Source organism: Phaeocystidibacter marisrubri, assembly GCF_008933165.1.
Lineage (GTDB): Bacteria > Bacteroidota > Bacteroidia > Flavobacteriales > Schleiferiaceae > Phaeocystidibacter > Phaeocystidibacter marisrubri.
In genome coordinates this window covers 50,482-64,963 of record NZ_WBVQ01000002.1, presented here as the reverse complement: position 1 = coordinate 64,963, position 14,482 = coordinate 50,482, and the positions used below count along the sequence as shown (strand labels likewise).

The following is a 14,482-nucleotide window of genomic DNA, read 5'->3' as shown; positions in this document are numbered from 1 at the left end:
GGGCCTGGCAGGTATCTGGAGGTAGATACTATGTAGGTCGACTACCATAGTTCAGCTAACAACGACCAACGACCAAAAAACCAAAAACTATTTACCTTGTACCCTTGTTACACTACCACGAACAAAGACAAGCATTCCCTGATTTTGATAACCGATACTACAACACTTACTCCCTTGTCCATTTCTGCCTCGAAATGGCATATCGTTTCCTATGTTGTCTTGGCTCTTGCTGGCATTTTATTGGGTGCAGCCCTCGTGCCCAGCATCATATTGGCACCGTTTTCATTATCTATTATGATGAGTCCGAATTCGCCTTTCTTCGCGAGTAATCTGATTGCTCTTATAATTGGAGTAATTGGTATGATTATCTGGCTTCGCGTTCGCAGGGTATATACGGTGGCCATGGACGACGAGTTCATTTATTTCAGTAAGCTAGGTCCCGATCGTTTCAATTTTCACAAAGGAGATGCATTCCATTTAAGAACCGTTCGCAACACAATGATCAATCGTCCTATGGTTGAAATTCAAGTGTTGAATAATGTGGAACGCCTAGAGAAATATCACTTCATTTTAAAAGAAGGATTGACGGAGCGCGAACTATTGGAACACCTTCAAGTGTATAATATTGATCTACGCTGGGAAGAGTAGGAGCGCAGTCTACGGGTTTCAGACGCTCCGCTTCAGACCGACCTCACCTCACCTTTACCACTTTCGCTGAAAGTATTTCTTCACTCGTCCATACCTTAGCGATGTAAGTGCCCGTTCTCAATGGGCTGATGTCGAGCGAAACGACTTCATTTTCAACTTCTTTACTCAATACCGTTTGTCCAGTGATGGAGTACAGCTCCACTCGATTTATTGCCGAATGGGTTCGGATGTGGATGACCGAGCGACTTGGGTTGGGGAAAACCACTAAAGAGGATTTATTCAAAGGATTTACAGGCTCATTGTCCAGAATCCGTGCTATGGCATATAGGTGCCATGGTTGAAGGCGAGTGTGCTTGAAGTCGAGCAGGAGGGAGGTAACGCCGTATGCATACCATCCATCATCACGGTTGAAGAAGGTGCTCCCGCTTTCTCCTGGTATTCCTGTTGCACCCTTTATTTGTATGTAGTGAGGGCCAACCGAATCGATGATCCCATAGCTGAAGTAAAGCGTGTCACCATTGTACACGGTTGAATCTGCTACAGGAAAGTAGGTGCTGGGGTAAGACAATTTGTAGTAGAATTGATTCTCCAGTTCCTCTGGATTCTCAACAGATTTTAGTCCCAAATGTCCGGTGAGGTTTCCCAACGGTCGGTTGAGTTCCAATAGGGTAATGTCTGAAAAGTCGCTGTACCATTCGATGGGACTGGCAGCACTGACAACTAGCGCCCATTTGAAGTTGGGGTGAATGGTTCCATTGTTGAACTGTGGAGCCACCAAGAGGGAGTCAAAGCGAATTGAGTCGCTCGTGAAACTGACATAGCAATGTGCTGCTGATAATACATGATGGGGACCAATCATAGATCCACTGCACAAGATGCTGGTGTCTCCCTCCACAACTTGAAATATTGCCACCGCTGTGGTGTGCGGAAATTGAGAGGAATTGTACCACTCGGCACTCGGGCTTTTTACACTGTACCTCACCGTGCCATTGCGGGTGCTCGGCGTATCCAATGGTAGGTCCATCTCGCCTTGCGAAAGCAATCCCACTTTATGCGGAAGTTGCAAATCCGACAGTTCTGCCACCGGAAGAGAGGAGATGGTGTCCCAAGTTTCCTCGTTAAAATGATAACGAATAAATGACCTAGGCATCTGAGCTTCGGAAGTATATCCAAATACAAAGAGCGCTAGAAGAAGTAGAGTAGTTCTTTTCATGGGTAGGGGTGTAACGGATATTGCTGGAGCTTATTTTGGCGGGAAGCTAGTAGCCTCTGTCACCTATCACCCATCAACTCCCCCCTACGTCAGTTGACCGATGACAGGGTTCCAGTCCTATCATGCGAATCCTTTCGCGTGGGTATGGGGAGTATGTTATGGGTTTTAGAGGATTAAGGCGTTTTAGAGGTTGGATGACCGATGCTCGATGATCCTATCAGCGGGCTACCGCGTGAATCCTTTCGCGTGGGTATGGGGAGTATGTTATGGGTTTTAGAGGTTTAAGGTGTTTTAGAGGTTGGATGACAGATGCTCCTATCAACGGGCTACCGCGCGAATCCTTTCGTGTGGGTATGGGGAGTATGTTATGGGTTTTAGAGGTTTAAGGCGTTTTAGAGGTTGGATGACCGATGTTCGATGATCCTATCAGCGGGCTACCGCGCGAATCCTTACGCGTGGGTATGGGGAGTATGTTGTGGGTTTTAGAGGTTTAAGGCGTTTTAGAGGTTGGATGACAAATACTCGATGATTCCATCAACGGGCTACCGCGTGAATCCTTTCGTGTGGGTATGGGGGGTATGTTATGGGTTTTAGAGGTTTAAGGCGTTTTAGAGGTTGGATGACAGATGTTCGATGATCCCATCAACGGGCTACCGCGCGAATCCTTTCGCGTGGGTATGGGGGGTATGTTTTGGGTTTTAGAGGTTTAAGGCGTTTTAGAGGTTGGATGACAAATACTCGATGATTCCATCAACGGGCTACCGCGTGAATCCTTTCGCGTGGGTATGGGGAGTATGTTTTGGGTTTTAGAGGATTAAGGCGTTTTAGAGGTTGGATGACAGATGCTCGATGATCCCATCAACGGGCTACCGCGCGAATCCTTTCGTGTGGTAAAAGGGGTATCCGTCACCCATCATCCATCACCAACTTCCTCCCCTAAACATCCCAACTTTCCATCTTTAATCGTAATATTGCAATAAATAGTTTAAACCAATGGGAATAACGCGGACAGACCTGCATGAGGATATAGATTTGGAACTTTCTGGGATAGCGAAAGCCCTGGCTCATCCTGCTCGAATTGCCATCATCCGATGTTTGTTGCAAAGCAAATCGTGTATAACAGGCGATTTGACTGGGCAAATTGGACTTTCTCAACCGACGATCTCTCAGCATCTAAAAGAGTTGAAGGCTGTGGGCATCATTCAGGGTACCATTTCTGGAACCGCTGTGAAGTACTGTATCAATGGAGAGCGATGGCATGAAATTGCTCGTATGCTGGCTGATTTGTTTGCGGAATTCCCCAATGATAAATGTTGTTAATCATGAACAGCTCAGAAGAACTCAAAAACATCGTTCGCGAGAAATACGCGGAAATCGCCAATCAATCCAAAGAGGATAATGCCGCATCTTGTTGTGGATCAGGGCCAGTATCGAACAAGGTGTACAACATCATGATGGACGATTACTCACATCTAGAGGGGTATTCGGAAGATGCCGACCTCGGTTTGGGATGTGGGTTGCCAACGGAATTTGCCAATATCAACAAAGGGGATGTGGTTATCGACCTCGGTTCAGGGGCAGGAAACGACTGCTTTGTTGCGCGACATGAAACAGGGCCTGAAGGAAAGGTAATTGGTATTGACTTCACTCCAGAAATGATTGCCAAAGCGCGTGCAAATGCAGAGAAACTCGGCTATCACAACGTAGAATTTCGTCAGGGTGATATTGAGAATATGCCTGTAAATGATGCTATTGCCGATGTGGTGGTGAGCAATTGCGTTCTCAACCTTGTACCGAATAAGACAGGTGTTTTGAATGATACTTTCCGCGTACTTAAGCCGGGAGGTCATTTTAGTATTTCGGATGTGGTACTCGTAGGAGAACTTCCAAAGGAGTTGAAGAATCAAGCAGAACTCTATGCAGGGTGTGTTTCTGGAGCGATGCAGATGGAAGACTACCTCGGACAAATTGAGAAGTCGGGTTTCCAGAATGTGACGGTTCAGAAGAAGAAGACGATTCTGTTACCAGATGATATACTGGAAAAGTACCTCACACCAGAGCAAATTGCAGAATTCGCTTCACGTGAAATGGGAATCTTCAGCATTACGGTTTACGCGGAAAAACCGGGTGTGAAGACTTCGAAGCCAAAAGTGAAACTGTCTGAATTAAACGCAGATAGCAGCTGCTGTTCTCCGAGCTCAGGTTGTTGCTAAGGTTAGTGGCTACTAGCGGGTTGTCTTAATCCGCTAGTAGCCATTTGTTCACTTTTTCAGAATTAACCATACGGCCAAGGATAGCTCGGCGATCGCCATAGGAGCAGCAAGTATGGATTCTAAAAGGAGGAACAAGTTGGAATGATGAGGCATGAAGTTGAGTCCGAAGTGAACGAGTACATAACTGGCACCAGCCACGTACAACAGCACACGGAGCCACTTGGGCTTGCGCATTAGAGCTCCCAAAGAGAGGAGATGGAGTCCAAAGACGATGAGTCCTATAGACCAGTAGGTTTCGAAGGATGTTAGGGCTGACTGTAGGTCTACACTTCCATTCTCCAATTCTAAGGCAGGGAGTCCGTTGTACAGCTGAACAATTGCTATGAATAAGATGAAGGTATACGTCAATCGAAAAAGGGCAGATACCCGAGAGAGCGGTTGGCTCTGTTCAGCAAAATGGCGGTATAAGCCCCATGTTACAACCAAGTCGAGCACTCCGATCACAAACCACGCACCTACGGCTTGGAACATCCATAGGACATTTCGCTGTTGATCTTCCCACAACAAGGCCTGGTTCGAACTTCCGAATTGTGGCCAGACATATCCATATGCGAAGGCTGCGGCAACGGCTATGAGAAGTATGGCAACTCCCGCGAGTTTTCCGGGGTTTTTAAAGAACTTTTTCATGATTCCACGCGTAGAATGACATTTCCCTTCTTCTTTCCCGTAGACAGATAGCCGTGGGCTTCGGCCAGTTTCTCGAGCGGATATTGTCGATCGATGGGCAGGTGTAAAGCTCCCTTTTGTTGAATCTTGATCACTTCGGAAAGCATTTCATTCAACTCGTGATCTTTACGAAGTCCGGTTGCAGCAAAGGCAGCGCGCTTTGTACTCTGAGTGAGTGCAGTGATGAATGAATCCCAAAGGATGCTCGCCTTCAAAACTGTGGATAGATAGATGCCATTTGGGGTAAGAATGGATTTACACTTGGCATAAGAACTTTTTCCAACCGCGTCAAATACAACGTCGAATAGCTGATTGCTTTCCGTGAAATCCTGAGTTTGGTAATCTATACATGCATCCGCACCTAACTGAGTGAGTTTTCCATGATTGTGCGCGCTTGCAACAGCGGTAACATGGGCACCAAAGTGCTTGGCAATTTGAAGTCCCGCGGATCCCACAGCTCCTGCTGCTCCGTTTATCAGTACCCGCTGACCTGGTGTTAGATTGGCGATTTCTATCAGGAAGTTGTAAGCGGTCAATACACCATCTCCATAGGAAGCCGCTTCCTCATGCGGGAGGTTTTCTGGCTTGTGTTGAATGACGCCGTTTTCGGGTAGAAGAACGTATTCAGCATGGGTGCTGAACCCCAGAGTGGTTTCTCCAAAAACTTCATCTCCTTCCACAAATCGTGTAACATTTTCACCAACAGCCACAACCACCCCAGAGAAACCTGTACCTGGAATGGGGTGTTTGGGTTTTCGGATTCCGGTGAAGAGTCGACCGATATACGGCTTCCCCACACGCATCATGGTGTCGGCAGTAGTCAGAGAGGCAACATGAACCTTGACTAATACCTCATCTTTTTCAGGATGAGAAATGGGAACGTGGCGAAGTTGGAATACTTCAGGACCTCCGTATGAGGAGGCTACCATTGCTTTCATTGTCTTTACTTCCATAGGTCGTTTGATTTTCTGGAGCAAAGAGAAGGAGAACCGGATGTTCATCGGTTCGGAATGTCACGGATGAGGTTCGGAATTTCATATCCGAACGCATGGGGCTACTTCAAGCTGGAGATATACTGACTGGGAGTTTGGCCTTTCAATTTTTTGAAACTGGTATTGAAGACGGATTTGCTGTTGAAGCCACTTTCGTAAGCGAGCCCGATGAAGGATATGTGCGCATTGGACGTGTCGGTTGCCAATCGAATAAAATGCTCTATTCTGAACAGATTGATAAAGTCGTTGAAGTTCACTTGAAGTTCTTCATTCAACAACCAAGAGAGTTGATTGGGATGAATGTTCAGCGATGAAGCGAGACTTCTCAAATTGAGTTTTGGGTCGAGATAGATCTGTTCCACTTCCATCCATCTTTTCAATTGTGCCTTGATATCGTCAACATTGGTCAAGCTGAGATTTGATTTCTTAGCAGGCTTTGGCTCGCTTTCCAATTGAAAGATTCGTCGGTAGTATTCCGAGTGGCGAGGGTCGCTTTGTAATCCGCTGGCCAAAGGGTCAGAAAAATTGAGAAGTAGGATAGCGGATCGATGTGAGAAGAGTTTGTCGAGTACCGAAAAAGCCTCATCAGCAAGTCCTCTTCGAGCTGCGTTCAAGTAGAAGTAGGCATCCGCCTGAGGGGAGGAGTTGTTTTGAGATCGCAACTTTAATTCCGCATAGGATTGCTCACTCTCATCCCTATAATCAAGGGCGTGATAAACCATCGTTTCAAGACCTAGTTTTTCGTCGGGTAGGAGCAAACTATCACGAGCGTGCTTCAATTCCCTTAGCAATGGCTCTGCCTTCCCGCTGAGAATCATCCCATAGAATTTGACAATGAGTGCAGGCAGGTTTTGCGGGTTAGTGGCCAGCAATTCATCACAAATGGCAATACTGCGGAGGTAGTTGTGCAGTCGATATTGGTAATACGCTTCGTAGAAACGAGTTTCTGAATTGAGTGGGTCGATGGCGCGGGCATAACGAATATGATCTCCTGCTTTTTTCATGTCGCCTCTCAGCATGTTTAGAAAGGCCATAAACTGCTGACCTTCCGGATACCCTTCTCTAGATTGGATGGTGATCTTCGCATAGTGAAAGGCCTGAGTGTACGAAGCTTGTGTGAAGAATTCGTAGTTAGCCAACTGATAATTCAGACCTGCATGAAGTGGATCGCGTTCGTGAACAAAGTCCAATTCATCTTTCGCCTTTTTCCAGCAAGAAACAGGATCACCAAATCCAGTAGTGGCCAAAAATCCATAGGCATCCGCCAGTCCGATACGGGGATCGAGGTACTCCGGATCTAGCTCAATCGCCATTTTAAAGTAGTCGATAGCCGTGTGTACATCTTTCGGATTCCACTTGTTGAACTGTCTTCGTCCCTTCAGTTCCCATGTGAAGGCATCGATATTCCTCGTATGCATGTGAACCAAGTGATCAGAGATTTCGAGGTGACCAAAGTGCTCTCGCAGTTGGTCGGCAATCAACAGGCTAATCTCATCCTGAACTTTAAAAATATTGGAAAGTGGGCGGTGCCAGGAATTCGACCAATACGTCTCATCCGAAGTTGCCTCGATCAAGCTTGCCGAAATCCGAATTTGATCACCGGCAACTTGAACCGAACCTTCTAGAATATTTTCCACGTTCAACTTCTTCGCGAGTTCGTCAATAGATAAGTGTGATTCTGCCAGTGAAAAGGACGATCGTCTCGAACAAACCCGCAGTCCAGGAATAGAACTCAATGCCCGAATGATTTCTTCCCCAATCCCTTCTCCGAAGAAAGAATATTCATCGGTTGCTCCCTTATGATCAAAGGGCAGAACAGCAATGGAGGTGCGGTGATTGGACATATCGTAAAAGTAGTATTAAATAGGTTTTAGCCATTCATGCCTCTTTTTGGCAATTTCGGCTGATCACTTCATCCCCCTGTCTCCTTTCATAGCCAAAAACAATGGGAATATAGCCTGTGTCACTAGGCATCCTCTGTTGAAGGCCGTAACTTGTATGGAGTTAATTCTCTCCCGATTTGAGGAAGAACTTCATTCATACGATACACTCATAAATAGATAGACATGGGAAAACCGACATCTGGCAAATGTCCTGTTATGCACGGGGCCAATACCGAAACTCAAAAGACCGTTATGGATTGGTGGCCCAAGGCACTGAATCTAGATATCCTCCAACAACACGATACAAAGTCAAACCCTTTAGACCCTGATTTTAATTACGCGGAAGAGTTTTTGAAACTCGATTTGGAAGCGGTGAAATCGGATCTTAAGGAATTAATGACGACGAGTCAGGATTGGTGGCCAGCCGATTGGGGCCATTATGGAGGCTTGATGATTCGCATGGCTTGGCACTCAGCAGGAACCTACCGAATATTTGATGGTAGAGGTGGGGCAGCTACGGGTAATCAACGTTTTGCACCTTTGAATAGCTGGCCTGATAATGCCAACTTAGACAAGGCTCGTCGTTTGCTTTGGCCCATCAAGAAAAAGTATGGAAATAAGTTGTCATGGGCGGATTTGATGATTCTCGCTGGGAATATGGCCTATGAATCCATGGGACTTAAAACGTACGGTTTCGCCGGGGGGCGCGCTGATATCTGGCATCCAGAACGCGATATCAATTGGGGGTCCGAGAAAGAGTGGTTGGCTGCCACCCACAATCGATACGGTGATGATGAGAAACGCGAATCGCTAGACAACCCACTGGCTGCGGTTCAAATGGGATTGATCTACGTGAATCCAGAAGGTGTAGATGGAAATCCCGATCCACTGAAAACTGCACAAGACGTTCGAACCACGTTTGCAAGAATGGCGATGAACGATGAAGAAACGGTTGCGCTTACTGCAGGTGGACATACCGTTGGAAAAACTCACGGTAACGGTAATGCTGAGGCCTTGGGAGAAAGTCCAGAAGGCGCGGATATCCATGAACAAGGTTTGGGCTGGCACAATCCAAAGGGCAATGGAAATGGTCCGGATACCGTAACTAGCGGCTTGGAAGGTGCGTGGACAACTCACCCAACAAAGTGGGATAATGGCTACTTCTATTTACTGTTCAATTATGAATGGGAATTGAAAAAGAGTCCAGCAGGGGCTTGGCAATGGGAACCGATCAATTGTAAAGAGGAAGACAAGCCTGTAGATGCTTTCAATCCAAATATTCGTCACAATCCCATCATGACGGATGCGGATATGGCTATGATTAAAGATCCGAAGTACCGTGAGATTTCAGAGAAATTCTACAAAGATCCCGAGTACTTTACGGAAGTGTTCGCTCGAGCTTGGTTTAAGCTTACCCATAGAGACCTTGGACCTAAGTCGAGATACCTTGGTCCCGATGTTCCAAGTGAAGATTTGATTTGGCAAGACCCCATCCCTGCAGGGCCAGCGCCATTGTCGGACACCGACTATGCCGCACTCAAGAAGGCCATCTTGAAAAGTGGAGTGTCTAGAGCAGAGCTGATTGCAACGGCATGGGATAGCGCTAGAACGTATAGAGTATCCGATCACCGAGGTGGTGCAAATGGCGCTCGAATTCGACTAGCGCCACAAGTGAACTGGAAAGGAAATGAGCCAGAGCGCTTGGAAAGAGTCCTAGCCGCACTTGAGCACGTGAAGAGTGAATCCGCCAAGCCTATTAGTTTGGCCGATCTCATCGTACTTGGAGGTAATGCTGCTGTTGAAGCTGCCGCTGCTGAGGCAGGCTTTGACATTTGGGTTCCATTTACCGGAGGTAGAGGAGATGCCACTGCAGAAATGACCGATGCTTCTTCCTTTGATGTTCTTGAACCCGTACATGATGGTTACCGCAACTGGTTAAAAGAAGATTTTGATGTTTCAGCAGAGGAGCTGTTGGTGGATAGAACCCAACTCATGGGACTCACCGCTCCAGAAATGACCGTATTGATTGGCGGCATGCGTGTGCTAGGAACCAATTACGGCGGTTCCAAAGCTGGGGTTTTCACCGATAGAGAAGGTCAGCTCACCACCGATTTCTTTGTGAATCTAACCGATATGAACAACAAGTGGGTTCCCAAGGGCCAGAATGTCTATTCAATAGTTGACCGTGCCACTGGAAAAGAGAAATGGACAGCAAGTAGAGTAGATCTCGTTTTTGGTTCTAATTCCATTCTGCGTTCCTACGCCGAAGTGTATGCACAAGACGACAATGCAGAGAAATTTGTACGAGATTTTGTTTCAGCGTGGAATAAGGTGATGGAAGGAGGGATGTAGCAAGTAGTAGGAAATCGTTGAACTTTGCACCACAATCAACACTCCGTGGATACACATCAATCTGCCATACGAACGGCCTATTTCAGCATTATTGGAAATGCCGCACTTGCCCTGGTTAAAGGAGTGGCGGGGATACTGGGGAATTCATACGCATTGATTGCCGATGCCATTGAGTCGACCACGGATATCTTTTCGTCGATTTTAGTGTTGTTGGGTTTGAAATATGCCAAGCGGCCCGCGGATGACAATCATCCTTATGGGCATGGAAAGATTGAGCCTTTGATCACGTTTATTGTCGTTGCTTTTTTGGTGACTTCCGCAACAGTCATTGCCTACGAGAGTATCGTTCACATCCAGACCCCGCACAAGGTTCCGAGTTCATGGACACTGTATGTGTTGGGAGCCATCATTCTTTGGAAGGAAGCATCCTATCAAATCGTGATTCGCAAGAGTCGCGAGACCCACAGCACTTCCTTAAAAGCCGATGCGTGGCATCATCGAAGTGATGCGATTACATCTATTATGGCGTTCCTTGGAATTTCGGTTGCCCTCCTATTTGGAGAAGGGTATGAAACCGCCGATGACTGGGCGGCGCTTCTCGCTTCGGGCTTTATCTTGTACAACAGTTATCGGATTTTCCGACCTGCTTTGAGCGAGATAATGGACGAACATCAATACGACGACTTAGTAGAACTGATCCGTGAAAAGTCGATGGAAGTTGATGGCATATTGGGCACAGAAAAATGTTTTGTCCGTAAGTCGGGCATTAGTTACCACGTGGACTTACACGCGATTGTGAACGGGGCGATATCAGTAAAAGAGGGGCATGACGTTTCTCACCGACTCAAAGATCATCTTCAGTCGCAAATTGCGAATTTAGATCACGTTTTGATTCACATTGAGCCGGATGAATACGACAACGGATAATCCTATGGAATTACGTGTTTTGCAACAAAATGAGAATGCATCAGACCCTCTTTTTCAATCGGAATACGCGCAGCAACTGTTGAGTATCTATGCTGAGTATTACGTCGAAACGGGTTTTCAGTTTCCTTGGGTGGCTTATTTGATAGTGGATGATGGTGAAGTGCTAGGAACGGTGAGTTTCACAAAAGCGCCTGTGGATCACACAGTAGAGATTGCATACTGGACATCTCCTGATCACGAAGGAAAAGGCGTAGCCTCATTCGGTTGTAAGGAGATCGTAAGGATCGCTGTAGAGGCAGATCCAAGTGTGACGATCACAGCTAAGACCGCTCCTGAAATCAACCCTTCCACTCATATCCTCGAGAAGAATGGATTCCGCAAAGTTGAGGTTGTTCAGGATGATGAAATTGGAGATGCTTGGATGTGGAAATATCATGGTTCTGGGGCGGAATAAGTCGTACTTTCCCCCAGCACGCAGGCCATGAAAAACACCAGTCTCATATTTTTGCTCTTGGCGCTTTTAGCGGAGGTGGTTGGAACCATTGGTGGCTTCGGCTCCTCTGTGTTTTTCGTTCCCATTGCCAATTTCTACTTTGATTTTCAATCGGTTTTGGGGCTTACGGCCATTTATCACTTGTCGAGTAACCTCAGTAAAATCGTACTCTTTAAGAAAGGGTTAGATAAGCGACTATTACTTTACATCGGTGTGCCTTCGGTTCTTTTTGTCGTACTCGGTGGGTGGTTGTCGAAGTACCTCAACACAGACTATCTCGAAGCCGTATTGGGCGTGTTTTTGATCGGGTTAAGTGCCATCTTTCTGCTTTTGCCAAGATGGGTCATTCGGGCAAGCAACGCGAATGCGGTGACAGGTGGAGTGCTGTCGGGGTTTTCTGCCGGACTCCTCGGGACAGGTGGAGCTATTCGCGGACTCACCATGGCAGCCTTTAACCTGGAGAAAAGCACGTTTATAGCCACGTCCGCTGTTATCGATTTTATGATTGATTTTTCCCGGACTTTCGTGTATTACGCCAATGGATACATCCATGCACACGATGCTATTTATCTCCCATTTTTAGTGTTGATTGGCATTATTGGAACGATGATCGGCAAGAAAATACTTGTCCGCATTCCTCAACAGAAATTCAAGCGCATTTCACTTTTTCTCATCTTGATGATCGGTACGGTTACCCTCTTCAAGGCCGTATTCCTAGATTGAAGGATTCGTGAAGGGTAGCGAACACTATTGAAGAATAGAGATCGCCATGAAGTTCGTTTCAGCTTCAAGTAGAAAGGTCAACAGGAAAATAGGGAATGGGCGAGGATTTTACACCATCGTACCCGCGTAACTTACTACCCCGATAATGGTACATGAAATGGTGACTCCCAAGCTGATGGCTTTGAAGGCAGAGCTCGGATTGATGCTCAAAACACGAGCGGCAATCACTCCCATATAAGCACCTGTAACGGGTAGAGGAATCATCACAAATACCATCAATCCCCAAAAACCATATTTCTGGATTTTCGTGCCTACTTGAGATTTTGCACGACGCATCATTTTTACGCTGTGTTTACGATAGCGCTTATGCTTCCAGAGTTTATGGTCAAACTTGGAGATTAGTCCATTAAAAATAGGGTAGATGAGTAAGTTACCAATTAGTCCAACGGCAAAAGCCACCCCGGGATGAAGGCCTTTTACCACTCCCAAGGGGATGCCTACTCTCGCTTCACCGAAGGGTGAGACAGAAACGAGAAAAGTATGCAATGAATCAATTAGCATGTTGTGTTTTTGAAGGGGAGTGCAAGATATGCGCTTTGGCGCTTGGTTCGCAAAAAAAAATGTGAAGAAAGGGGGGGAGGTTTACTTGGTTTTAGGGGTTTAAGGTGTTTTAGAGGTTTACGGGGTTGGATGACGGATGGTGGATGACAGAAGGCAGATGGCAGAAGGCAGATGACAGATGGTGGGTGATGGATGACAGGAGTCCAGTCCTACCGCGAGAATCCTTTCGCGTGGTGATGGGGAGTATGTTTTGGGTTTGATGGGTTTAAGAGGTTTAAGGCGTATTAGAGGTTGGGTGACGGATGGTGGATGACGGATGACAGGAGTCCAGACCTACCGCGCGAATCCTTTCGCGTGGTTGTTAAAGGTGTAGGTTGTCAAGTGACGGAGGACGGAAGACTGAGGACAGGTGATGGGTGACTGGGAAACCATTTCTACAGTCCATTCTCCCCTATAACCCCCTGAAACACCTGAAACCCCTGAAACCCCTGAAACCCCTATCTACCGCGCGAATCCTTTCGCGTGGTTGTTGAAGGTGTAGGTTGTCAAGTGACAGTGGACGGAAGACTTAGGACAGGTGATGGGTGACTGGGAAACCATTTCTACAGTCCATTATCCCCTATAACCCCCTGAAACACCTGAAACACCTGAAACCCCTCAAACTTCTAAAACTCCTATCTACCGCGCGAATCCTTTCGCGTGGTCAATGAAGGTAATGGGTGCTGAATGCCTGAAGTTCGACACCCGATGTCTTGAGTCATAAAAAGGTAAGACCGAGTTTATTTATCCGATGAGGCATTAGGTTGAATAATCTCAATGTTGAGGTATTCACTCAGTTTTACAAAATTGTACCTATGACTAGTTTTGGGGTTGGGGAGAGAATGGAATACTAGATTTACAGGAGTTTGTAGTTCTTCCCATCTTTGATAATTGTAGTAGGCTCTTGATTCTGTTGGATACATTGGGTTGGGTTCACGGTGTTCTTCTCCCTCTTCGGGCCAGTCTTTGGGAAGGATGAAGGGTTCGGACAATCGCCAGTTTGCAATGGTGTTCTCGTCTATCCACTCACCCTCAAAATGCGTGAGTACCACTTCGCTCCACGATACGCGCGTCCGATGGTAGTAAAGGGGAATCCAAGCGTGAACGATACCGTTTTTAAGATAATAGAAGCCACAGAAAATATCGTCGGCATTGGGGTGTTCAGAATGTATGCGTTCCTGTAATTCACGCCAATGGCTCACATACTTTTGTTTATTCACGTACGATCCTTCATCTCGGATGATCAGGCCGTTCGGCAAGAATTGAACAGGTTGGACAAGTGAATCTGAATTACCACCTTGACCCTGAAGGGAAATGGCATACACACCGTTCAATCGAAGCGAGTCACGTCGTTCAGATGTGGATGTTGCAAATCGTAGATCATCAATGATTCGAGATCGTACATCATCTTCTAAATTTTCCGTTTTCACGATGCCACAACTCACAGTTGCGAGTAGAAGGAAGGAGAGGTATAGGGTGAGTTGGAGGTTCATGGGGGAGGTTTAGTGGGGTTAATAGGTTTTGGGGGTTTACGGTGTTTTAGAGGTTTACGGGGTTGGATGACGGATGACGGATGGTGGATGACGGATGATGGATGATGGATGACGGATGACAGGTGATGGATGACAGGAGTCCAGACCTACCGCGCGAATCCTTTCGCGTGGTGATGGGGAGTATGTTTTGGGTTTGATGGGTTTGATGGGTTTGATGGG

General features: G+C 46.6%; 13 protein-coding genes. 7 read left to right on the top strand and 6 right to left on the bottom strand.

The features are described 5' to 3' along the window. The first annotated feature begins 174 nt into the window (after positions 1-174). Complete coding sequence (locus F8C82_RS07620; RefSeq protein WP_151692995.1) at positions 175-648, top strand: hypothetical protein; 474 nt, start codon at positions 175-177, stop codon at positions 646-648. Positions 649-691: 43 nt separating this feature from the next. Here F8C82_RS07620 and F8C82_RS07615 read toward each other — a convergent pair whose 3' ends face one another. Then, positions 692-1,861 (bottom strand): T9SS type A sorting domain-containing protein, encoded by a 1,170-nt coding sequence (locus tag F8C82_RS07615; protein WP_151692994.1) that lies wholly within the window; start codon positions 1,859-1,861, stop codon positions 692-694. Between the two features lie 993 nt (positions 1,862-2,854). Between F8C82_RS07615 and F8C82_RS07610 the strand changes: the two genes are divergently transcribed. Both F8C82_RS07610 and F8C82_RS07605 read left to right on the top strand, forming a co-directional pair. Then, entirely contained in the window at positions 2,855-3,181 is a 327-nt protein-coding gene (locus F8C82_RS07610; protein ID WP_151692993.1) for an ArsR/SmtB family transcription factor, read from the top strand. 2 nt (positions 3,182-3,183) lie between these two features. Further along, a complete protein-coding gene (locus tag F8C82_RS07605; RefSeq protein ID WP_151692992.1) occupies positions 3,184-4,074 on the top strand; it encodes an arsenite methyltransferase in 891 nt (296 codons plus the stop codon). 48 nt (positions 4,075-4,122) lie between these two features. Here the strand turns inward: F8C82_RS07605 and F8C82_RS07600 are convergent, their stop codons facing one another. The 3 genes from F8C82_RS07600 to F8C82_RS07590 form a co-directional block, all read right to left on the bottom strand. Then, positions 4,123-4,761 carry a DUF4386 domain-containing protein gene (locus tag F8C82_RS07600; RefSeq protein ID WP_151692991.1) on the bottom strand — a complete coding sequence of 213 codons (639 nt, stop codon included), beginning with the start codon at positions 4,759-4,761 and terminating at the stop codon, positions 4,123-4,125. After that, positions 4,758-5,753, bottom strand: a complete 996-nt coding sequence (locus tag F8C82_RS07595; RefSeq protein ID WP_223279515.1) for an NAD(P)-dependent alcohol dehydrogenase — start codon at positions 5,751-5,753, stop codon at positions 4,758-4,760. Before F8C82_RS07595 ends, F8C82_RS07600 begins: the two co-directional genes overlap by 4 nt. A gap of 101 nt (positions 5,754-5,854) precedes the next feature. Beyond that, positions 5,855-7,636 (bottom strand): helix-turn-helix domain-containing protein, encoded by a 1,782-nt coding sequence (locus F8C82_RS07590; RefSeq protein WP_151692990.1) that lies wholly within the window; start codon positions 7,634-7,636, stop codon positions 5,855-5,857. 222 nt (positions 7,637-7,858) lie between these two features. On the opposite strand from F8C82_RS07590, the gene katG reads away from it, so the two are divergent. From katG to F8C82_RS07570, 4 genes are read left to right on the top strand one after another with little or no spacing between them, the layout of a single operon-like run. Further along, the gene (gene katG, locus F8C82_RS07585) at positions 7,859-10,027 is read left to right on the top strand and encodes a catalase/peroxidase HPI (RefSeq protein ID WP_151692989.1); all 2,169 of its coding nucleotides are present in this window, start codon (positions 7,859-7,861) and stop codon (positions 10,025-10,027) included. A gap of 45 nt (positions 10,028-10,072) precedes the next feature. Then, positions 10,073-10,954: a cation diffusion facilitator family transporter gene (locus tag F8C82_RS07580; protein WP_151692988.1), complete on the top strand. Its 882-nt coding sequence runs from the start codon at positions 10,073-10,075 to the stop codon at positions 10,952-10,954. Continuing rightward, on the top strand, positions 10,935-11,408 hold the full coding sequence (locus tag F8C82_RS07575) for a GNAT family N-acetyltransferase (RefSeq protein ID WP_151692987.1): 474 nt from the start codon (positions 10,935-10,937) through the stop codon (positions 11,406-11,408). The genes F8C82_RS07580 and F8C82_RS07575 overlap by 20 nt, the downstream gene beginning before the upstream one ends. 27 nt (positions 11,409-11,435) lie before the next feature. Further along, positions 11,436-12,170: a sulfite exporter TauE/SafE family protein gene (locus F8C82_RS07570; protein WP_151692986.1), complete on the top strand. Its 735-nt coding sequence runs from the start codon at positions 11,436-11,438 to the stop codon at positions 12,168-12,170. Positions 12,171-12,278: 108 nt separating this feature from the next. Here the strand turns inward: F8C82_RS07570 and F8C82_RS07565 are convergent, their stop codons facing one another. Together F8C82_RS07565 and F8C82_RS07560 are read right to left on the bottom strand one after the other, a co-directional pair. Beyond that, positions 12,279-12,731, bottom strand: a complete 453-nt coding sequence (locus F8C82_RS07565; protein ID WP_151692985.1) for a COG2426 family protein — start codon at positions 12,729-12,731, stop codon at positions 12,279-12,281. A 779-nt stretch (positions 12,732-13,510) separates the two neighbouring features. Beyond that, entirely contained in the window at positions 13,511-14,263 is a 753-nt protein-coding gene (locus F8C82_RS07560) for a hypothetical protein (protein WP_151692984.1), read from the bottom strand. Positions 14,264-14,482 lie beyond the last annotated feature (219 nt).